Source organism: Staphylococcus caprae (assembly GCF_002902725.1).
Classification (GTDB): Bacteria; Bacillota; Bacilli; order Staphylococcales; family Staphylococcaceae; genus Staphylococcus; species Staphylococcus caprae.
Map to the genome: position 1 here is coordinate 1 of NZ_PPRT01000006.1, position 22,082 is coordinate 22,082.

Annotated in this window: 23 protein-coding genes; 7 read left to right on the top strand and 16 right to left on the bottom strand. The window is 33.2% G+C overall.

Going from position 1 to position 22,082, the window contains the following annotated elements; genetic code table 11:
• Positions 1-615: 615 nt before the first annotated feature.
• The 3 genes from perR to bcp all read right to left on the bottom strand — a co-directional run bounded on the left by perR (position 616) and on the right by bcp (position 2,578).
• Positions 616-1,071, bottom strand: coding sequence for a peroxide-responsive transcriptional repressor PerR (gene perR, locus CD155_RS01065; RefSeq protein ID WP_037541849.1), 456 nt, complete (start codon positions 1,069-1,071; stop codon positions 616-618).
• 95 nt (positions 1,072-1,166) lie between these two features.
• Positions 1,167-2,117 carry a phosphoglycerate dehydrogenase gene (locus CD155_RS01070; RefSeq protein ID WP_103212291.1) on the bottom strand — a complete coding sequence of 317 codons (951 nt, stop codon included), beginning with the start codon at positions 2,115-2,117 and terminating at the stop codon, positions 1,167-1,169.
• A 5-nt stretch (positions 2,118-2,122) separates the two neighbouring features.
• Positions 2,123-2,578: a thioredoxin-dependent thiol peroxidase gene (bcp, locus tag CD155_RS01075; RefSeq protein ID WP_103212292.1), complete on the bottom strand. Its 456-nt coding sequence runs from the start codon at positions 2,576-2,578 to the stop codon at positions 2,123-2,125.
• Positions 2,579-2,658: 80 nt separating this feature from the next.
• Here bcp and CD155_RS01080 point away from each other — a divergent pair, with 80 nt between their 5' ends.
• Both CD155_RS01080 and CD155_RS01085 read left to right on the top strand, forming a co-directional pair.
• On the top strand, positions 2,659-3,951 hold the full coding sequence (locus CD155_RS01080; protein ID WP_103212293.1) for a glutamate-1-semialdehyde 2,1-aminomutase: 1,293 nt from the start codon (positions 2,659-2,661) through the stop codon (positions 3,949-3,951).
• Positions 3,952-4,145: 194 nt separating this feature from the next.
• Positions 4,146-5,240 (top strand): FUSC family protein, encoded by a 1,095-nt coding sequence (locus CD155_RS01085; protein WP_103212294.1) that lies wholly within the window; start codon positions 4,146-4,148, stop codon positions 5,238-5,240.
• Between the two features lie 97 nt (positions 5,241-5,337).
• Here the strand turns inward: CD155_RS01085 and CD155_RS01090 are convergent, their stop codons facing one another.
• From CD155_RS01090 to mutY, 3 genes are all read right to left on the bottom strand, one after another.
• The gene (locus tag CD155_RS01090) at positions 5,338-7,074 is read right to left on the bottom strand and encodes an ABC transporter ATP-binding protein (protein ID WP_103212295.1); all 1,737 of its coding nucleotides are present in this window, start codon (positions 7,072-7,074) and stop codon (positions 5,338-5,340) included.
• Positions 7,075-7,356: 282 nt separating this feature from the next.
• Positions 7,357-7,899 (bottom strand): nucleoside tri-diphosphate phosphatase, encoded by a 543-nt coding sequence (gene ntdP, locus CD155_RS01095; RefSeq protein ID WP_002445505.1) that lies wholly within the window; start codon positions 7,897-7,899, stop codon positions 7,357-7,359.
• A gap of 103 nt (positions 7,900-8,002) precedes the next feature.
• Entirely contained in the window at positions 8,003-9,046 is a 1,044-nt protein-coding gene (gene mutY, locus CD155_RS01100) for an A/G-specific adenine glycosylase (protein WP_103212296.1), read from the bottom strand.
• A gap of 152 nt (positions 9,047-9,198) precedes the next feature.
• Here mutY and CD155_RS01105 point away from each other — a divergent pair, with 152 nt between their 5' ends.
• Positions 9,199-10,176 carry a metal-dependent hydrolase gene (locus CD155_RS01105; RefSeq protein WP_103212297.1) on the top strand — a complete coding sequence of 326 codons (978 nt, stop codon included), beginning with the start codon at positions 9,199-9,201 and terminating at the stop codon, positions 10,174-10,176.
• Positions 10,177-10,402: 226 nt separating this feature from the next.
• Here CD155_RS01105 and CD155_RS01110 read toward each other — a convergent pair whose 3' ends face one another.
• From CD155_RS01110 to CD155_RS01140, 7 genes are all read right to left on the bottom strand, one after another.
• Positions 10,403-11,320, bottom strand: coding sequence for a hypothetical protein (locus CD155_RS01110; RefSeq protein ID WP_103212298.1), 918 nt, complete (start codon positions 11,318-11,320; stop codon positions 10,403-10,405).
• An 8-nt stretch (positions 11,321-11,328) separates the two neighbouring features.
• A complete protein-coding gene (locus CD155_RS01115; protein WP_103212299.1) occupies positions 11,329-12,846 on the bottom strand; it encodes an ATP-binding cassette domain-containing protein in 1,518 nt (505 codons plus the stop codon).
• Positions 12,847-12,861: 15 nt separating this feature from the next.
• Positions 12,862-13,176, bottom strand: a complete 315-nt coding sequence (locus tag CD155_RS01120; RefSeq protein WP_002445497.1) for a YfhH family protein — start codon at positions 13,174-13,176, stop codon at positions 12,862-12,864.
• A complete protein-coding gene (gene recX / locus CD155_RS01125; protein WP_070873362.1) occupies positions 13,154-13,972 on the bottom strand; it encodes a recombination regulator RecX in 819 nt (272 codons plus the stop codon). The genes CD155_RS01120 and recX overlap by 23 nt, the downstream gene beginning before the upstream one ends.
• 171 nt (positions 13,973-14,143) lie before the next feature.
• Entirely contained in the window at positions 14,144-14,953 is an 810-nt protein-coding gene (sgtB, locus tag CD155_RS01130; RefSeq protein ID WP_103212300.1) for a monofunctional peptidoglycan glycosyltransferase SgtB, read from the bottom strand.
• A 249-nt stretch (positions 14,954-15,202) separates the two neighbouring features.
• Entirely contained in the window at positions 15,203-15,721 is a 519-nt protein-coding gene (locus tag CD155_RS01135) for a type 1 glutamine amidotransferase domain-containing protein (protein ID WP_002445490.1), read from the bottom strand.
• A 181-nt stretch (positions 15,722-15,902) separates the two neighbouring features.
• Positions 15,903-16,064, bottom strand: a complete 162-nt coding sequence (locus CD155_RS01140) for an SE1561 family protein (RefSeq protein ID WP_002445674.1) — start codon at positions 16,062-16,064, stop codon at positions 15,903-15,905.
• A 152-nt stretch (positions 16,065-16,216) separates the two neighbouring features.
• On the opposite strand from CD155_RS01140, the gene yfkAB reads away from it, so the two are divergent.
• Entirely contained in the window at positions 16,217-17,359 is a 1,143-nt protein-coding gene (gene yfkAB, locus CD155_RS01145) for a radical SAM/CxCxxxxC motif protein YfkAB (protein WP_103212301.1), read from the top strand.
• A gap of 60 nt (positions 17,360-17,419) precedes the next feature.
• Here yfkAB and CD155_RS01150 read toward each other — a convergent pair whose 3' ends face one another.
• The 3 genes from CD155_RS01150 to CD155_RS01160 form a co-directional block, all read right to left on the bottom strand.
• On the bottom strand, positions 17,420-17,950 hold the full coding sequence (locus tag CD155_RS01150; RefSeq protein WP_002445489.1) for an acyl-CoA thioesterase: 531 nt from the start codon (positions 17,948-17,950) through the stop codon (positions 17,420-17,422).
• Between the two features lie 111 nt (positions 17,951-18,061).
• Positions 18,062-19,300 (bottom strand): aminopeptidase, encoded by a 1,239-nt coding sequence (locus CD155_RS01155; RefSeq protein ID WP_103212302.1) that lies wholly within the window; start codon positions 19,298-19,300, stop codon positions 18,062-18,064.
• 12 nt (positions 19,301-19,312) lie between these two features.
• Positions 19,313-19,519, bottom strand: coding sequence for a DUF1128 domain-containing protein (locus tag CD155_RS01160; RefSeq protein ID WP_002445484.1), 207 nt, complete (start codon positions 19,517-19,519; stop codon positions 19,313-19,315).
• Between the two features lie 140 nt (positions 19,520-19,659).
• Between CD155_RS01160 and CD155_RS01165 the strand changes: the two genes are divergently transcribed.
• The 3 genes from CD155_RS01165 (at position 19,660) to CD155_RS01175 (ending at position 22,043) form a co-directional block, all read left to right on the top strand.
• The gene (locus CD155_RS01165) at positions 19,660-20,124 is read left to right on the top strand and encodes a low molecular weight protein-tyrosine-phosphatase (RefSeq protein WP_070873357.1); all 465 of its coding nucleotides are present in this window, start codon (positions 19,660-19,662) and stop codon (positions 20,122-20,124) included.
• 5 nt (positions 20,125-20,129) lie between these two features.
• Positions 20,130-20,414 carry a hypothetical protein gene (locus tag CD155_RS01170; protein WP_002445480.1) on the top strand — a complete coding sequence of 95 codons (285 nt, stop codon included), beginning with the start codon at positions 20,130-20,132 and terminating at the stop codon, positions 20,412-20,414.
• 372 nt (positions 20,415-20,786) lie between these two features.
• The gene (locus tag CD155_RS01175) at positions 20,787-22,043 is read left to right on the top strand and encodes a YihY/virulence factor BrkB family protein (RefSeq protein ID WP_103212303.1); all 1,257 of its coding nucleotides are present in this window, start codon (positions 20,787-20,789) and stop codon (positions 22,041-22,043) included.
• The last annotated feature ends 39 nt before the right edge of the window (positions 22,044-22,082 follow it).

A 22,082-nucleotide genomic window follows, 5' to 3' on the forward strand; every position in this document is an offset into this window, starting at 1 on the left:
GCACGCCGCCAGCGTTCATCCTGAGCCAGGATCAAACTCTCCATAAAAAATTATGATGTTTGATTAGCTCATAAATACTAAATAGTTTGTAACTCTCGTTACTGTTTGTTTGGAATTAACGTTGACATATTGTCATTCAGTTTTCAATGTTCATTTAACACTTACAATACATTATTGTATCTAAATCAATTTAATAAGTCAAGAATAAATTCTTTCGTTTATTTCTTGTTTCTTGTTAATTAATTCAACAAATAATATCTTATAATGTTTCGTTTAAAAGTTCAATAGTCAAAATTACACTTTATTAACATTAACTTTAAGGTTTTTACTTAAAGTTTTCAATTAATTAATCTGTTTTTGACGACTTTTATATAGTATCAAGTAATAAGACTATCGTCAATCAATTTATTAGAGTTTTTAAGGTTAAATTTACCTTATCAGTGAATTAATTTCTTCATTAAGAACAATTAGACTTTATAGTGTAATTAGCTTTTTCTACGCACCCATTTATCCATTTATCATCTGTTTCTAAATTGCCTCACAATTACATGAGTTCATACAGAAAAACTAGGCAACCTCTCAAGAGAAGTTGCCTAGTTCATTAGTTTAAAGTTTTTAGTTATTATCTTTTTCTTTACATTCTTTGCATGTGCCGTAAATTTCCATTCGATGATGTGTAATATCGAAGTCAGTAACATGTTGTGCTAAGTGTTCAACTTCATCAAGTTGAGGATAATGGAAGTCTACGATTTTACCACATTTTTCGCATATAACGTGATAATGATTATGTGTATTGAAATCAAATCTACTTGATGCGTCACCATATGTGAGTTCCTTAACTATGCCAATATCTTTAAATACTCTTAGATTATTATAGATAGTTGCTACACTTATATTAGGAAAATCAGGTGAAAGTGCTTGGTAAATCTCATCCGCAGTTGGATGTGAATGTGAAGAAATGAGATAACGTATAATTGCTTGTCTTTGTGGTGTAATACGTATGCCTGCTTTTCTTAAAGACGCAATTGATTCTTCAAGTTCATGTTCAATTGACTCTAAATCCGCACTCATTGAATTCACCATCTTTCTAATTAATAATTATTATTACTTAATATTAATATAACTGTTCGTAATAATGAATGTCAATAAGTACGTATTGTTTTCAGTCAATAGCCTTTATTTAAGTCCACCCTATTCTCAATTACATCATTCTTATTGAGAAAATGCTTTAAATTCTTTTCAAATATTGCTGTAACATCTCGATTAATATGCTTATCATTACCTGTGATATGAGCCGTAATTGTTACATTATTTAAATCATATAATGGATTATCGCTTGCGAGCGGTTCATTTTCAAATACATCTAAATAGGCATGTCTAATGATTTGATTTCTTAAAACATCTATTAATAGTGATTCATCGACGACAGTACCTCGTCCTATATTAATAAACAATGCATCGTCTCTCATTTGTTCAAAATGGTGTTTCTGAAGCAAGTGTATTGTTTCATTCGTTTCAGGTAAAGAATTAACAATAATATTTGCTTCTCCAATCACTTTATCAATTTCTTCTATAGTATATGTTTCGTCAAAGTGATCTTTCATATGACCTGATTTACTGACTCCGACAATTTTCATTCCAAACGCTTTGGCCAAATACGCAGTTTTTTGCGCAATAGCACCAGTGCCTAAAAATAAAAGTGTTTCACCGTTCACCCTATGACCTGTCAATTTAGAGTCAAATCGATGTGCCAATTGATTCTCATATGAAGTTCGCATTTTTTTATAATCATCTAAAATAAATGCAATAATATACTCTGATAGTTGTTTAGCTTGTACGCCTCTCCCGTTTGTAACGATAATTCCTCTTTCATTAATATAGTCTAATGGAAGGTTATTTACTCCTGTAGCATACCAAGCAATCCATTTTAAATTTTTACATTCTTCTATGAATGCTTCATCTATACTTCCATCATAACCAATGAGTATATCTAATGTTTCCCTATCTTCAGTTGGAATGGTTTCCGCTTTTTTATAAAACTTGAACTCCTCATTAGGAAACTTTTTAATAAGTTCATCTTCTAAATCTTTCAATCTAATCAGGCTTACGATTTTCACTTAAATCACCCCAGGATATTTTTTAATTCCTCTATCTGAGTTTTGACTTTAACTTTTTCAATAACATCCATAATATATCCATTTTCATCAATCACAAACGTCGTTCTAACAATACCCATACTTTCTTTGCCGAAAGATTTCTTTAATTGATAAACGCCTACTTCATTTGCCAACTTATAATCTTCGTCGACTAATAAGTCAAAGTTAAGTTGATGCTTTTCGATAAAATTTTGATGTTTCTTTTTAGAATCTCCATTAATTCCATAAACATCTACGTCAAGTTCATTAAATTCCGATAAATGGTCTCTAAAGTCACATGCTTCAGTTGTACATGTCGGTGTATTGTCTCTTGGATAGAAATATAAGATTGCTTTACGCCCTTTTAATGTTTCATTAGTAATTACCTCTCCATTTTGATTTTCTAATGAAAATGAAGGGAATTGTTCGCCTTTATTTAACATATGCTCACCTATTTCTTAATAATGTTGATTTTATGATACGATATTAGATGAAAATATTAAATTAAAAGAGGTTGATAGATATGAATTTTACTGAAAGCGAACGTCTTCAGGAACTATCTAATGAATATATATTAGGTGGCGTTAATTCACCTTCACGTTCTTATAAGGCAGTTGGTGGCGGCGCTCCAGTTATGATGAAAGAAGGTCATGGTGCTTATTTATATGATGTAGATGGCAATAAATTTATTGATTATCTTCAAGCATATGGACCAATCATTACTGGTCATGCACACCCACATATTACTGAGGCAATTCAGGATCAAGCTGCTAAAGGTGTTCTATATGGCACGCCGACTGAACTTGAAATTGATTTCTCTAAAAAGTTAAGAGAAGCTATTCCCTCATTAGAAAAAATACGTTTCGTCAATTCAGGTACTGAAGCAGTGATGACGACAATCAGAATTGCTCGTGCCTATACTAAGAGAAATAAAATTATTAAGTTTGCCGGATCTTATCATGGTCATTCTGATTTAGTTCTTGTTGCTGCTGGAAGTGGTCCTTCTCAATTAGGTTCTCCAGACTCAGCAGGTGTCCCTCAAAGCGTTGCTCAAGAGGTAATTACTGTACCTTTCAATGATATCGAATCATACAGAGAAGCAATCGATTATTGGGGAGATGAAATTGCGGCTGTACTTGTTGAACCGATTGTTGGTAACTTTGGTATGGTTATGCCTCAGCCAGGATTTTTAGAAGAAGTGAATAAAATCTCACATGATAATGGTACATTAGTAATTTACGATGAAGTGATTACAGCATTCCGTTTCCATTATGGTGCTGCCCAAGATTTATTAGGTGTTAAACCTGACTTAACTGCATTCGGTAAAATCGTTGGAGGTGGCTTACCTATTGGTGGTTACGGCGGTCGCCAAGATATTATGGAACATGTTGCGCCATTAGGACCTGCGTATCAAGCTGGAACGATGGCTGGAAATCCATTATCTATGAGAGCAGGTATTGCTTTATTAGAAGTATTAGAACAAGACGGTGTCTATGAAAAATTAGATCAATTAGGTCGACGCCTCGAAGAAGGATTACTTAAATTAATCGAAAAACACAATATTACAGCCACAATTAATAGAATATATGGCTCACTGACATTGTACTTCACAGATGAAAAAATTACGCATTATGAACAAGTTGAAAATTCAGATGGCGAAGCCTTTGCTAAGTTCTTCAAATTAATGTTACATCAAGGTATTAATTTAGCACCTTCAAAATTTGAAGCTTGGTTCTTAACTACAGAACACACAGAAGAAGACATTGATCAAACACTCGAAGCCGCTGATTATGCATTTAGCCAAATGAAAAAATAATCCCCCTTCTCTAGTCTTAACTTCAAACCTCTGCTCAATCCGGGCAGAGGTCTTTTTTGTATCACAAAATTTTCAAAAAGAATGTGCAAAGATCATTTGTATTAACTTGAAAATTTTAGCATCTCGGTGTATAACAATAATGAATGAGAATATATAATTATATAATTCAAAATTAAATCGAAGGAGCGTTATATTTGAGACTAGGAGCTCGGATTTTCAAAACTGGTATAGCCATCATATTAGCTATGTCTATCGCTTCTTTACTTCCGGCAAATATTGGTCTGAAAGCACTCGCTGGTGTCAGTGCAGTTGTAGCGATGCAACCCAGTGTTTATCGCTCTATTAAAACTGTTTCAGAACAAGCCATAGGTAATATTATTGGTGCCATACTTGCCGTGACCATGGTAACTATTTTTAGTAATAACTTCATCATAATGGGCGTTACGGTTATCTTATTAATCGCAATTCTATTCAAATTTAACCTAGCCCACGTTGCTACCCTAGCAAGTGTGACTGCTTTAGTAATTATGGGGCAACACACTGGTTCTTTCTATGTAGCGGCATTTTTTAGATTCGCTCTCGTAATGATAGGTGTACTAAGTTCCTCAATTGTCAATTTAGTATTTCTACCTCCAAAATTTGAAACCAAAATTTATTACAACTCAATGAATATTTCATCTGATATCTTTGTGTGGTTTAAACTTGTGCTTAATGATACTTCAGAATTTCATAATATTAAGCAAGACTGTTCACAACTTAACTCACGTATCACTAAATTAGAGCAAATCTATGATTATTATAATGAAGAAAAACCTTTAACTAAGAAGCATATCTATCAACAGAATAGAAAGAAGATACTATTTAAAGAAGTAGTAAGAACGACTAGACAAGCCTATGAAGTATTAAATCGTATGTCACGTTTTCAAAATGACTTACATCAACTTAACAATCAATTATTATTACAAATTAAACTTGAATTGGATTCGTTAGTTGCAGTTCATGAACAAATTTATAAAAGTCTATCTAAAAAGGCAAAATATGATGTTACACAGCTAGATTACGAAGTAGATAATCCACAAAAGAAAAACTTGATGGATGCCTTCCAACAAGAATTAATAAACAATCCTCATCAAACTCGTTATTCCTATGGTAATATGATGCAGATTATTGCAGCAATAGAGGAATACAGATATCACCTTGAACATTTAGATAGAATTCGATTAAGTTTCTTCACTTATCATCGTTCAGATTCAGACATTGATATTTCCGAGGAAGATTTTGATTTGTAACATATGACAAAACCACCTTTATTCTACAATCAACCATAGAATAAAGGTGGTTTTGTTTATAAATAATTATATTAGCGCTAAAGTTGCATCATTCTCATTATAAATTCTGGATGCTGTATAGATGTTCGTAAGCACCTTTTTTCGCAATTAATTCTTGATGTGTACCCGTTTCCACGATTTGTCCATTTTCCATAACAACAATCTTATCAGCATGTGTAATCGTAGATAGACGATGTGCCACAATTAAGGTTGTTCTATCTTTACTTAATACATCAAGTGCTTCCTGAATGATGGCTTCACTTTCTAAATCAAGTGCACTCGTTGCTTCGTCTAAGATTAATATAGGTGGGTTATTTAAGAAGATTCTAGCAATAGAAAGACGTTGTTTCTGACCGCCGGAAAGTTTCACACCTCGTTCTCCAACTTCAGTGTCGTAACCTTCAGGTAAATTAATAATAAAGTCGTGCGCATTTGCCATCTTAGCCGCTTCGACGATTTCTTCTTCCGTCGCGTCAGGTCGACCTAGCAAGATGTTTTCTCTCACTGTATCTGAAAATAAAATATTGTCTTGTTGTACGAGTCCTATCTGATTTCTTAAACTGCCAGTTAAGAAGTCTTTAACGTTATTTCCATCAATATTTATTTCTCCAGCAGTTACATCATAAAATCTAGGTATTAAACTAATGAGTGTCGATTTACCGCCACCACTCATACCAACAAAGGCCACTGTTTCACCTTTATTAATTGTAAGGTTAATGTCATGTAACACTTCTGATTCATTTTCATTATACTTAAAGCTCACATGATTCAAATCAATTTGACCTTTTTTAATTTCGATAGGTTGTGCACCGATGCCATTCTTAATATCATAATCTTCGTCCATCAATTGGAATACCCTATCCATTGAGGCGAAACTTTGGGTCAATGTCGTAAATGATGATACAAGTCTTCTTAATGGTCCAAAAAGTTGTTCCAAGTAGCCTACGAAAGCTGCTAAAGTACCAACAGTAATAGAGCCATTAATCACTAAATAAGCGCCAACACCAATGACAATGATTGGCCCTAAGTCTGTAACAGTATTAATTGCTGCAAAGGAATATGCATTCCATCGTGTGTGCTGGAAAGCACGCTTTAAGAAGTGACCATTTCGATGATCGAAGTTTTTCGCTTCATTATCTTCAATTGCAAAACTTTTTATCACAGACATACCCTGAACACGTTCATGTAAGAATCCTTGAACTTCTGCTAGCGCTTGTGAACGTACGCGAGTTAATTGTCTTAATCTTCCAAAGAAGAAATAGACCGTTAAAATATAGAATGGGAAGATAAATATCGCTGCAATTGTCAATTTCACATCCAAGAAGAACATGATTGATAGAGCGATAATAATTGTTACACAATCTAACCAAATGTTCATTAATCCTGTAAGGATGAAGTCTTTCGTTTGTTCTACATCATTAATGACACGAGAAATGACTTGTCCCACTTGATTATTAGCATAAAAACGTGCACTTAATGCCTGTAGATGATTATATAATTGTTTACGAATATCATATAAAATTTTGTTACTTGTCCATTGAGCTAAATATTGTCTTATATACTCAATGGGTGGTCGAACAATTAAAAATATAAATAGCGCTATGCCAATCGCCACACCGAGATGACTGAATTTCTCACTATTTGAAAGTGAGTGATTATTAATCACGCCGTCAATCGCATATTTAATAAGCAATGGAATTAACATAGGTATACCGAATTTGATAATACCCACGATAATTGTTGCTATAATACGATATCTATACGGTTGAACGAATTTTAAATATCGTTTAATCATGCGTATTTACCCCCTGTGATGCACGCAGATTTTATTTATCAAAAATGAACAGAGGTTGAACACATTTCAATCGCTTACCACTATTTGTAAGCCACGTCATGATAATGTTTCAACCTCTGATTTAAAATACTATACAAGCTTATATTACGATGTTAAGTCATTCTTTATAATGGTGGAATAGTCTCATTGCAAGATTGTAATACATTTAAATCATGAATACGATTTATTGTTTAACACCTTTAACAATATAAAGCATTGCTTCATGTATTACATCTATTTTGCTTAATAATCTCTAATCTTTTTATAACGTTCTTTCCATACTTTAATAAAATCTGGCGCAAATGGCCCCTTCTTCTGTTCTATCCATTGTTGTAAGATATCAACATTTCTTCTTAAAATCACATCAATATCATGAGGATAGTTCATCTGATTCATATGTTGTTCATACTCATCTTCATCTAATAAATGATACTTACCATTTGGATAAACTTTAATATCCAGATCATAATCAATATATTTAAGTGCCTCTTCATCGCACACGAAAGGTGATGATAAATTGCAATAATAATAGATGCCGTCTTCCCTAAACATGCAGATAACATTAAACCAATACTCTGAATGGAAGTATACAATTGCCGGCTCTCTAGTAATCCATGTACGCCCGTCACTCTCAGTCACTAACGTGTGATCATTTCCACCTATAATCACATGATCAGTACCCTTTAAGATTGTTGTTTCCGACCACACACGATGAATGTTTCCATCATGTTTGTAACTTTGAATCTTAATTGATTCTCCTTCTTTCGGTATGGATTCCTTAACCATACTCCACACCACCTTTAATATTTTTAGCCATTTAGATTATATCATATTTTAATTTACATGCTTAATAAATAAAGGCGCTTCCACTATAAGTGAATCAACACATCTATCCCACTATGAAACGGTATATTTTATCCATTGAAACTGGAAAAGTATGAGCCTCTCTATCATCTAAATCAAACCATTTCATATTTGAAGGCAATTCATCATCTGGAATGTCATGTGTCTCAGGTACACTATATACTTTAATATTCCAAGTCATATGCGTAAATTGATGTCGAAGTTCATAAATAGGTTCTTCTAAAGATTGAACACGTAATCCAAGATAATCAGAAAGTTGCGCATCTGCATCACTTTCTTCTCTCATAGGAAATTGCCACATACCATTTAATAATTTTTCTTGACGTTTTTCAAGAAGGTATTGTCCTTTACTATTTCTAATAAGTAGAACCTTTTGATTTACTGTTTTCTTTTTAATATTTTTTGTTTTTACAGGAAGTTCCTGTGTGGTCCCTTCGTGGAAAGCCTCACAATTTTCTTGAACTGGGCAAAATAGGCATAATGGTGATTTCGGAGTACAAATTAATGCACCCAACTCCATCATTGCTTGATTAAATGTCCCTGAGGCTTCTTGTACATAAGGATTTAATTCCTGCTCGAATGCTTTACGCGTCGATTGTAACTTCGTATCACGGTCATCATTATTCAACCTTGACCATACACGAAAGACATTGCCATCAACAGTTGCAAGCGGTTGATCAAATGCGATACTCATCACTGCCGCTTGTGTATAAGGTCCTACGCCTTTTAACTTTTTGAAAAGTTCTGGATCAGAAGGGACTTCACCATCATATTGTCCTTCAACTTCTTTAATAGCAGTGTGGAAATTTCGAGCTCGACTATAATAGCCTAAACCTTCCCAATACTTTAGCACTTCATCTTCATGAGCTTCACTTAAACTTGCAACTGTCGGGAAGCGATGAATAAATCTATAGTAATAATCGATAACTGTATTGACTTGTGTTTGTTGCAACATTACTTCACTCAGCCATATATAGTAAGGGTTTGTCGTTTCTCTCCATGGCAAATCCCGTTGATTCTTCTCAAACCAATCTACAATATTCTTTTTAAAAGATTCGTTATGATACATGCAATTAATCCTTTCTTTACTCTTTCAATTTTGATTCATTTGATGTTAGTCTTTACTTTTAAAAACAATAATCGATTGAAGTAAGTTAATTTTGTTATTGTGACTTTTAGATTATAATATATATTAAATAAAGATGAAAAGAGTGAACAATTATGGACACAGCCACGCACATTGTTATGGGTGTGGGTCTCACTGCGTTAGCTACTCAAGATCCAGTTATGGCAGGCTCATTTGCAGCTACTGCTACAACATTAGTAGCAGGTTCATTAATACCTGATGGCGATACAGTATTAAAATTAAAGGATAACGCGACCTATATTTCCCATCATAGAGGAATTACACATTCTATACCTTTTACCATTTTATGGCCGATTTTAATAACATTTCTAATATTTGTGATTTTTAATCATACTGAGCCACTACACGTGTGGCTATGGGCACAACTTGCCGTCTTTTTACACGTATTTGTAGATATATTTAATTCATACGGCACTCAGGCACTAAGACCTATTACAAATAAGTGGATACAACTAAGTGTGATAAGCACCTTTGATCCAATTATCTTCACTCTACTATGTATTGGCGTCTTACTTTGGATTGTTGGTGTTCATCCTTATCTTGCTTTCTTTCCTATTGTCGCAATTTTAGTCGTTTATTATATCGTGCGTTTCATGATGCAAGCAACAATTAAAAAAGAAGCGCTCAAACATATCGATCGTTCGCATAATGCTGTGAAAGTCTTTGTCGCCCCTACAATCAAATTTCATGTTTGGCGTGTTGCGATTCAAACTGAACAACATGATTATGTAGGTACTGCACGTTGGAAAGACGTTGAATTTACTGATAAAGTAAAACGTCAATCTATGACGCCAGACACATTACTATGGAAAGTAAAAGGAAACAAAGATATCTTTACTTTCTTAAATTTCTCTTCTATTTATCGTTGGCAAACAACACCTTTAGAAGATGGTGCAACTGAAATACGATTAATGGATTTAAGATATCTTAACAATGGTCGATACTCATTCGTCGCAATAGCACATTTAACGCAAGATAACGAAATCGACCACTCCTACATCGGCTGGGTCTTCAGCGAAGACAAACTACAACGCAAACTATACTCACAATAACATACAAAGAAACCAAGGCACCCCTTCCTCCAACCAATGATAAGGGGTGCCTTGGCTTTTATATAAATTTATCTAAACACTTAATGTCTAAGTATTTTCAAAGTGTAAACAAATATATGATTAACCTATCTTCAATACGCTAACAAATTACCGTTAACTTGCAAATGATCACATTCCTTCAAATGACCATTGACCACTTACCTTCAAACCACCATTCACCTTAACGTTAACGGTTACCATCATTATCATTTACGTTACGAGCGGTATGTCCTTTCACGCTACCATCATGACGTCCATTTTCACCTTTGAAATGCTCATCTTTCTTCTTATCTTCATCTTCATGTTCGATAGCTTTTGAAGTGTCATTATCACCCAAAGTAACTTGACTATCATATTTATCAAAAGCAATGTGACGAACTAGCGCATAATTTATCACACACATGATTGCCAGAAGGAAAATAAAATAAATATGATACGGAATATTATTCATACTTACTGCTCCAAATACCACCGACTCTGCACTACCATTCACAAGATAATAAACTGGATTCAACATTAATATATGTTCAATTATTGTTGAATGTGTCTTAGGTATAAATAATATCGGCACGATAAAGAAACAAATCGCACTAGCAATTAAGTATAGCAGATGAAATCGTTTAACAATGAATTGTAATAAACCACACATGACAGCTGCAACTACAATAAATATACTTGCCATGACGCTATAATAAATAAACGCAAAGATTGAAGTATCAAAATTAACAGGCTTTAAAAATGCGATAATTAAACCAAGAACTAACATCGTCACTAAAGTCATCAACGCAATGACAATTAACGGTGTGACAGCTGAAATATGGAAAGACTTCATTACCATATAATCTTTTCTATAATATTTATAGCCTAAGTATATAGAAAACACTATAAGCCCAAAGACAACAAGCGCTGTTACTCTGAATAACCAACGCACTTGTACCAATTCCGTATTATGATTCAAATTGAAGATGCCTTCTAAACCTAAAATAAACACAAGACCTATTACAAAACTAATGACAAACCAATGCCAAGTTTGCTTTATCCGTTGAGTACAGTAACCTATCAGATGTGGCAAGTTTTTAAAGTATAAGATTATATTATCTATCATTTTCACACCTACAATTCAATATATATCCATTTATTATCTTTCATATCTGCTATGAAATAACCATTGCCAGATTTCGTAATCCATACATCTTTTTTTATATTATATTTTTTCTTCAATTCTGTTTTATGTTCCATAGGTACCACAAATCCTGAAAGTGTATCTTCATCTCCGAAAATCATTTTAATCGGTTGTTGAGTGATTGGTACGACATAACGACTATCTTTCTCTGGAACAAGGGTCTTCGTAACTTTGTCATGCTTTTGGTGTAAATGACTATTGAAATACTCTATGTATGTACTATAGTTGGTTTTAATATAAGGTGAAAGCTTTTTAAAACTGTGTGATTCATATAAACCAGCTGGGTTAAAATAGAATAAGTCGCTTTTTCCAACCGTATACGTCTTTTGGTTCATTTCTATTCGATATTTTTTACTATTCTCACCTGTAATTGTCGCTAATCCATATTTAGGTAATTCCGTATTCTTTGTACCTTTTAATGTTGTAGAACCATCAAGCGCAAGGCCATAAGCTAATTTATCTTCATATGGATCTTTGCTTTGGTTTTGTATTGCGGCTTGGGTATTATTTTCAGAAATATGAACTTTGCCTAAATTGTTGAAGAGTAATACCCCCATCAATGCTAGACCGATTAAGAAACTCGCAAATAATGTCCAGAACCTTACTAAAAAGACAGGTGGCTTAGCATGATTATAGCGCTCAATTCTCTTAAAGTTATACGTCATTTCTGGTATACGTGTACGGCTTTTCTTCCAGTCTAAATCGAAGCTTTCCAATTGCGTCTTAGAATCAATACTTTGACGGTCCTTTTCATGTTCTCTAAACACAGGTAAAACTTGATTTAGCGAACCCTCTTTACGAATTTGTCCATGAGACACCCAAGTGATATAGTTAGCTGTTTCACTAATCTTGTCTATATCATTATCAATCAATACTAATGTTTGGTTACTTTGTATGTAATCATCTGATAATTCAATTGCTCTTTTGAAGAATACATCATCTAAATGTGTCAATACGTGGCTAAGGATGATGATTTTATTTTGAGAAGAACGGGCGATACTCAGTAATAATTGAGCATACTCAGTTGGAGATAAATTTGAAATACTTGTCTTCGCTTTATCTCCTAAATGTGCCCATTGAATGATTTGTTCTGCCTTATGGTCATTTACTTTGTAAGGAAATAATTGCACAGCGCTGTCTACAAAATCTTGAACAGTTTGATATGTAACATGACGGTGCTCCATATCTCCGTAAAATAGATTCTCAGTACGAATGACTTTCCCTTTATCAGGTTTAACAGTCCCACTCAAAATTCTACCAATTAACGTCTTCGAGGATCCTGGTTCACCAATAATACCAAGTGATTCACCTTGATAAATATGTAAAGAGATATTATTTAAATTGATATCTTCTGCATCATATCCAAAGGGCAGATACCATTTCTTTGAGCTTTTATTTCTATAGTAATGTGTCACTTTAAGTAACCTTAATACAATTGAGCTTCCCATTGATTAAACATCCTTCTAAATTTTTAATAATGCTAATGGTAGACCTTCTTCTGGTTCACTACTTTTAATTCTGAACCCCCAAGCAAAAACACCTTTCAGTCTTTCTACTTTGAAGTATTGTTCACTGCCATCGTTTAATTTATAAATCTTTCCTATTTCAACTTTATTACGATCAACCAGATAACTTTCTGCAATGATGACTTTACTTTGGTACACATCGTATTCATTCATAATGCCATTCATTTCAGCTTTACGCATTTTTTCTTTATATGTCTGAATTTCATGTCTTAATTCTTGTTCTGACATCTCACTCAATTTCTTCTGTACCATTTGTAATACCACTTTCTTCTAATTTTGTTTTAATTTTATCATACTTATAACCTTTTCTCATAAGCGCTTCAATGGTTTTCATCATTAATTTTTGACCATCGTATTTTCTACAATTTTTATTATAGACTTTCTCTAAATCACGTTGCAATAAATTATCTAATGTCTCTTCATCTTGGGAAAAGTTGAGCTCAGACATCGCAACCTGGATTGTCTCAAATGTAAAGCCTTTTTGCATTAAAGCTTGTGAAACTTTTTGTTTTACTTTAACTTCAGGTCCCTTCTTCGTTTTCATTATTTTATTGCCTACTTTAATGACATCTTCAAGAGGTTGTTCTTGTTCATAAAGCGCTGTATAGTGATCAATGATTTTAGGTTCAATACCTAATTGATAAAGCTTTTGTTTATATATTTCTGGTCCTTTATCTGTCGTACGAATCATTGTGTTTTTCAAACTTTCAGCATAATCTTCATGATCAATAAACTTTTCTTTATAGCAATAATCAATCACTTGCTCAATTGCATCTTCAGAAATTTCATTTTTTTCTAGGTATTGCCGAACTTCTTTTTCAGTACGTTTTTTATAAGATAAATACTGAATCGCCATATTTACACCACGTCTATAGTGATCGTATTTTTGAATTTGTTCCATATCAGCCGCTTCAAGTATTTGATCTTTTTTTAAATTAAATTTAACGAGCGTATCGATATCAATACCCATTTCAAATACACCGTCTAAATATAAGTTAAATCGTTCTTTGTTCTTTTTCTGAACTTCAAGTTTTGTAACTTTAGGCACGTCTCACCCTCCCTTTCCTGAAAATGTTTTAAACATGAATTACCATTATTATGGCACATTTATTACATATTCATAAACAACTATGCCTTTTTTGAGAACCATTATGTAACGATATAAATAAACACCTGCGCTCTATCATTTTCTGTAGAAAGCAGGTGCTTGATTTTGTAATTAATTTCCTAATTGTGACATAGCTTCTTTATATTGTGCGTCTGTAATATAATCTTGCTGTTTCATCTTTTCCAAATTAGCTTTAACACGGTTTTTAAAATTCTCAGACATATCATTGACATCATATACACTAGGCGCATTCACTTTACTCGCTAAAATGGCACTTTGTAATACACTTATTTGTGGCATACTTTGATTATTTTTATTCACTGTTGTACCAAAATAATGATTTGCTGCACTTTCAACCGTATACTGATTGTCACCATAATAAATATTATTCACATAAAAACTTAAAATTTCGTTCTTGTTATACTGTTGTTCAACTTTATGCGCAACAAATAATTCTTTAATCTTTCTCATAAATGAACGTTCATTATCGTAATAATAATTTTTGACTACTTGTTGTGTGATGGTACTACCGCCTTGAACATCTCGGTCACTAATGGTTGAAAATAATGCACGTGTTGTTCCTTTTAAATCAAAACCATGATGTTTATAAAAACGTTCATCTTCCATCGATATAAATGCGCCCTTAACATAATTAGGCATGTTATCTGCAGGTACGAAACTATTTTTATTTTCAATTGACTTCAAATCATCAACATTCGCTCTTGAAGATAAGAAATACATCAAACCTAAAAATAAAACAAACACGATAATGACGACGAACAATATTTTTAAAATGATTTTATTAGTTTTCTTCTTTTTTGGTGGTTTACCTACTGGTTGATAATACGTATTATAATGAGGTCTTCGCATTTCACTACGTTGATCATTATAAGAATCCGCATATTTTTCGCTTCTTTTCATGCGTTTGCTCCTTTTTTCTTAAACTCACCCTCTTAAAGTGAGTTTACCAGTAGTTTCAACGTTTAGCTATAGCTTATGATAAAAATCAGTCCCAAGGTGTATCCGTGTCTGGACCCGTTGGCTTAGCTATATTCCAAAATAGCTAAGAATGCTTATTTCAAAAACTTTTAAATAAAAATAAAACTGCCAACAGAGTGAATACTCTGTCGACAGCCTCATATCTCATATTAAATTATTTAGAATACTGAATTATGCTTCTAATTGTTTAACAATTTCTCTATTGAAATCGTCTAAATCATCAGGTGTACGGCTTGTTACAATGTTGTTATCAACAACTACTGATTCATCAACAACTTGCGCACCTGCATTTGATAAATCTTTACGTACATTTAATACACCAGTTAATGTACGGCCATTTAAGTCATCAGTATCGATTAATACTAATGGACCGTGGCAAATTGCAAATGTTGGAACATCATTTTTAGTGAAGTATTTAGCAAATGTGCCATAACGACCTTCAGCATCGCCACGTAAGTGGTCAGGTGAGAAACCACCAGGAATTAATAATGCATCATAATCTTCTGGTTTAGCATCAGCAATGCTTACTTGAACTGTCGCTTTTTCACCATGTTTACCTACAACTTCATGTTTTGCAGTATCCCCAATGATTTCAGTTTCAAATCCAGCATTTTCTAAAGCTTCTTTAGGACTTGTTAATTCAATATCTTCAAATTCATCTGCAAGAATGATTGCTACTTTTTTAGTCATAATTAATAATCACCTTTCTCTAATTAATTCTAATCTATATATAGACAAGATGATTAATGTTTAAACATAAGATGTTAAGTCCTTTCATTTCCCACTTTTCTTAAAATAAAAAACAAATCCTCAATTTAGAAATTAAAATAAGAGGATTTGTTAAATCTACATCATTATTATAGTATGAGCCTTATTTTGAAACTTGCTTTACTTTCTCTTCTAATTGATCTAATAGACCAATCCATTCGTCAATATCTTCTACACGTACTTCATCAGGATTCACATGGTCAATATCCTCTATAAATTTATTTAGACGTGTTTTAATTTGATCAATTGTTTGTTGTTCATTCATTTAAAATAAGCGCTCCTTCTTTAAATATTTTTTTAAGATACTCATATCCTAACAGAATTTGACAAAAAGCGATATAATCTTAATAATGTTTACTGTACTTTTTACGTAATAAACAAAGTAGATGGAAAGTTTATATTTAGGAGTAATAATTCATGTTGATCACAAATAAAAAACCTATTTCTATCCAAAATGACCCATGGGAAGCGTATAACGATATCATTGATCATGGTGGATTAACACTAAGTAATATAGAATTTACAACAACCAATCTGTGTAATATGCGCTGCAGTCACTGCGCAGTAGGCTATACACTTCAAACAAAAGATCCAGACCCTCTACCAATGGATATTATTTATCGAAGACTGGATGAAATCCCGAACTTAAGAACGATGTCGATTACTGGTGGCGAGCCAATGTTTTCCAAGAAATCGATTAAAAATGTCGTTAAACCTTTACTTAAGTATGCTTATGATCGAGGCATTTACGTTCAAATGAATTCAAATTTAACATTGCCACAAGACAGATACTTAGATATTGCAGAGTATATCGATGTTATGCATATTTCTCATAACTGGGGAACAATACAAGAGTTTACCGATGTTGGTTTCGGAGCAATGAAGAAGCAACCACCTTTAAAAGCAAAACTTAAATTATATGAACAAATGTTAGATAATTCGAGAACTTTATCGGAACAAGGTATGTTTGTTTCTGCTGAGACAATGTTGAATCAAAGCACGTTACCTTATTTAGATAAAATTCATCATGAAATTGTAAATGATATGAAGTGTAGCCGTCATGAAGTACATCCTATGTATCCTGCTGATTTCGCGAGTCAACTGAATGTTCTTTCTCTTAAAGAAATGAAAGACGCCATTAATTACTTATTAGATATTCGCAATGAAGAGACTTGGATGCTATTTGGAACTTTACCTATTTATCCTTGTATTAATGATGAAAATGACCAAAAATTACTACAGAGATTAAGAAACGCGAAAAATGTCACAATGAGAAATGACCCTGATGGACGTAGTCGATTAAATGTCAATGTCTTTACAGGTAATGTTATTGTAACTGACTTCGGTGATGAAAATGGTACAATTTCAAACATTCAAAAAGATAAACTCACTGATGTATTTGATCAATGGCTTCATTCAGAATTAGCACAATCACTTAACTGTCACTGCCCTGAATTCCAATGTCTAGGTCCTAATGTATTAGTTAAAAATATGTACTATCCTCAAACAGACTTCAAACTCAAAGAAAAAGAAATGCATTCACGCCACATCTTTTCTTAAGTAATGAAACAAATAAATGCCACAGAATGATTAATGATAAAACCATTCTGTGGCATTTGTTTATTTTTCAATATGTCTAACTCTGGATAGATATTCAATCGTTTTCTTGCTTTCTGAACGACGTTCTTTGCGTCTTTCAACACGTGAAGGTGCACTTTCATGGAACCACTTTTCAACATCAGTTTCAGGATAGACACCTGGAACATTTATAGGTTTCCCGTCTTCGCCTAGTGCTACAAATGTTAGGAAACTTAAGGCTGCGAGATGACGCTCATTATTAAAGACATCATCTATAATAATTTGCACACAAATTTCCATTGAACTTGTTCCAGCATATGACACCATCGCTTCATAAGAAAGAATGTCTCCTGTTTTAATTGGTCTTAAGAAATCTACTGAGTCTGTGGAAGCAGTCACCACTTGTGCGCCCGCATGTTTTGTAGCTGAAATAGCTGCTATTTCATCAATATTTGCCATCAAAGAACCACCAAACATTGTATGATGATGATTCGTATCTTGTGGAAATACTTGTCTATGTTTGATACATTTTGCTTCAGACATTGCTTTCATTTTTCTATTTTCATTAGACATACTCTATTTCTCCCCATCTTTATATACCAGAACTTTAACTCCCAGTAAGCTAAATTCATTAATTATTATTTTACTTTTTTAATTTTGAAAAGTAATATGCATACTTTATTATTAGGCCCAATTACCATTCTCGAAGACTAACTCTTTCGTACCATCTTGAAGAATGCCATAAATCGTTAAATCAGAACTACCAATCATAAAGTCTTCATGGACGTTCGAATCATTTAATCCACTTGCAACTTTTTCTTCTGTTGTCATTTCGGTACCACCTTTAACATTGAAACCATATGCTGAACCGATTGCTAGATGGCAAGAAGCATTTTCATCAAATAGTGTATTGTAAAAAATTGTACGACGATTTGAAATTGGCGAATCATCAGGGACTAAAGCGACTTCGCCTAATCTTCTTGAGCCTTCATCTGTGTTAATTAAGTCTTTGAGAACTTCTTCGCCTTTTTCAGCTTTAACTTCAACGATTTCACCATCTTTGAATGTTAATGTGAATCCGTCGATAATATTACCATTATAACTTAAAGGTAATTTGTTTGTGACATAACCATTCACATTATTTCTATCAGGTGCAGTAAACACTTCCTCTGTAGGAATATTGGCAATAAACGGTTGTCCATCTCCATTGACATAACTTGTCGCATCTTCCCATAAGTGTCCTTCTGGTAAACCAACTGTTAGGTCTGTACCTTCAGAGATATAGTGAAGAGCCTTATAATTCTTTTCTTGAAGTCTTTTTGCATGAACACTTAAAGATTTTACATGGGCATTCCAGTTTTCGATAGGATCATTGCCATCCACACGCACAATATCGAATACTTCATCTATGAATTTTTCATATGCCTCTTCTTCATCCAAGTCTGGATAAACACGGCGTGCCCAATCTCTTGTTGGGAATGCTGCAACTACCCATGGGAACTGATTCTTTTGACTCGCTTCCATATATGGTTTAAAGCCTTTTGAATACTGAGCTTGATATGCTTTTAATTTATTCACATCAATACCATTAAGTAAATCTGGATCTTCAGCAATTAATGCTAAATTAGCTGCACCACGTTTAACATAATCTAAACGTTCATCAATATCATATTGCTTTAATTCATTATTTTCAAAGTGCTCAACAGATTCATGTTCGAATTTAAGACGTTTCAAACGTGCATCAGCATATTTTACTCGAACATCAGATGCACCTGCTTTATAAGCTTCTTCAACTATTAAGTGCGTTAATTCTAAGGCTTCAACTGAAGAGCGAATAAATACAGGTTGATTCTCTTGAACATTCATGCCTACTTTAACAAGTAGTTCCGCATATTGTTGTAACTTTTCATGATAATTAGCCATACTGTAGTCCCCCTAATCTTGTCTAAGTTGTCCTAAATGGTCTGCAATCGCAGTGACCTCACTCGGAGAAAACGAATCTTTAGACATTACAAATTCATATATTTCAGTGATTTCTTCATGATTTGAAGATTTGAATTTATCTGGATTCAGTAACCCTTGATTGACTATATTTAATTTCTTTCTGATTTCTGCAATCATTTCTTCATTTGATAATGACATGGGATTCACCTCTTTAATTCAATATTCTATCAAATTACCATACTTTATTAAACTTTAATAGAATTTGAGGTTAAGTACTTTCTTATTGTTTAAATACTCTATAAAATGGGGATATAGTTACATAGTTTGGAGGAATAATTATGGTAGACGTAGCATTTGTATGTCTCGGTAATATATGTCGTTCTCCAATGGCTGAAGCTATCATGAGACAAAGGCTGCAAGACAGAGGCATTTCAGGTATTACAGTTCACTCACGAGGTACAGGACGCTGGAATTTAGGCGAACCACCTCACGAAGGTACCCAAGCGATATTGAAAGAACACAATATCCCCTTCGATCATATGATTAGTGAACTTTTTGAACCAAATGATGATTTTGACTATATTATAGCAATGGATCAAAGTAACGTGGATAATATTCGCCGAATCAATCCAAATCTACACGGACAATTGTTCAAATTGCTAGAATTTAGTAACATGGAAGAAAGTGATGTGCCAGATCCGTATTACACAAACAATTTTGAAGGTGTATTTGAAATGGTACAATCATCATGTGATAATTTAATTGATTACATCGTTAAAGATGCAAATTTGAAAGAGGGGTAATCACTATGGAAAATAAATTAGTTCCTGGTATTCTAATTGGTGCAATTATCGGCGGCGCTGCTACTTTAGCCGATAAATCTACACGTAACGCTTTAAAACAATCATTCAAAGATGCTAAAGAAGGCAATCGTTCACGTAAACCTTCTAAATTTAATAGCATTAAAGATGAAGTAATGTACTGGAAAGATACGATTGAAGAAATTCGTCGTAACAATCCAGAATTAGAACGTTCTATCAAAGATGCTAAGGATACATTCGTTAATCGTAAAAACCAACGTTTAGGTAAATAATCGATAGAATAAGCACGACTTAGCTATACTTTATAACAAGACGCCTTTATTGTTAGAGATTGTATATCTCGCTTTATGGGCGTCTTTTTATATTGACCCATCATGAGTGACTATATATTTAAACCTAATTGTCTTCATATATTTCATACATTGAATTGATTTGAAAGATATTCTATTTAAAATTCACTTTATAGCTATTGCCTTTCCTATCAATTTAAGACAAAATATTGAATGAAATATTAATTTACTTAAAACTTTAAGGTGATGATTAAAATAAATGACATAATTTGCCATTTATTGTTTTAATTCTAACTTAACTTGGGAATATAACAGTCATACATTTTTCGATTAAACAAAGCAAAGGAGATTGTCATGTCAAAACAAGAAAAAACGACTTCAAAATTCCTTAATTCAGCTAAGGAACAAGAAGAACGTCAACACAAAAAGAATGACGATAAAGACAAACAAATTAAAGTCGATCGTACATACATTGAACCTCAAGAGTTCAAGTCAAAGTCACCTAAGAAAAAGGACCAAGTATTCTTTCTATCTCGTTTAAATAAGCCAGCTAAGTACACGAAAGATTCTAATTTCCTAAAATACTTAATTTATAGAATCGGTAAAGACGATGCATCCGGTCTAGCGGCTCAAATGACTTATCATTTCGTGCTCGCAATGTTCCCTATGCTCATCTTCTTACTTACTTTATTAGGACAATTTATAACTATTAACACTGACCAAATCAACCACAAGGTCAGTCAATATATACCTGATCAAAGTACTGCTGATGTTGTCACTAAGATATTTAGTAGTATTTCAGATAGTGCCAATGGTGGCGTTCTATCCATTGGTTTAATCTTAGCCATTTGGTCTGCGTCTAATGGTATGTCTGCCATTATCAATTCATTTAATGTCGCTTATGACGTAGAAGATGCAAGAAATGGCATTGTGCTGAAGATTCTAAGTGTCATTTATACACTCGTTTTAGGCATCGTATTTGTAGTGGCAATTGTGTTGATTACATTAGGACCTGTGATTAGCAAATTCTTATTTGGACCTTTAGGTTTAGATAAACAAGTAGAATGGATCTTCGATGTAGTGAGAATCGTACTACCTCTGATTATCATCATTCTTCTATTCACAGTATTATATTCTGTTGCACCAAATGTTAAAACAAAATTACGTTCAGTACTTCCTGGTGCTTTATTTACATCTATTATTTGGTTAGTTGGTTCATTCTTATTTGGTTGGTATATCTCAAACTTTGGTAATTACAACAAAACATACGGAAGTTTAGCCGGCATCATTATCTTATTCTTATGGTTGTACATTACAAGTTTCATTATCATCATTGGTGCAGAAATCAATGCGATTATTCACCAAAGAAAAGTCATCAAAGGTCATACACCTGAAGAAGCAGCGTTACTCCATGATGACAACAATCAAAATCATTATAATGAAGACACAACTTATGAATACAACAATGACACACCTAAGAATAAAGATGAAAATTATAATATAGATCAAAATGCTGATAATGAGAAACCTGAAGATCAGGAAACACTTAAAGATAAAATCGTTGATAAATTTAAAAACAACCATGACAACGATGATAAAAATCAAAAATAAACCACTAAAAAAAGGCGAAGGACACGTTTCACCGTGACT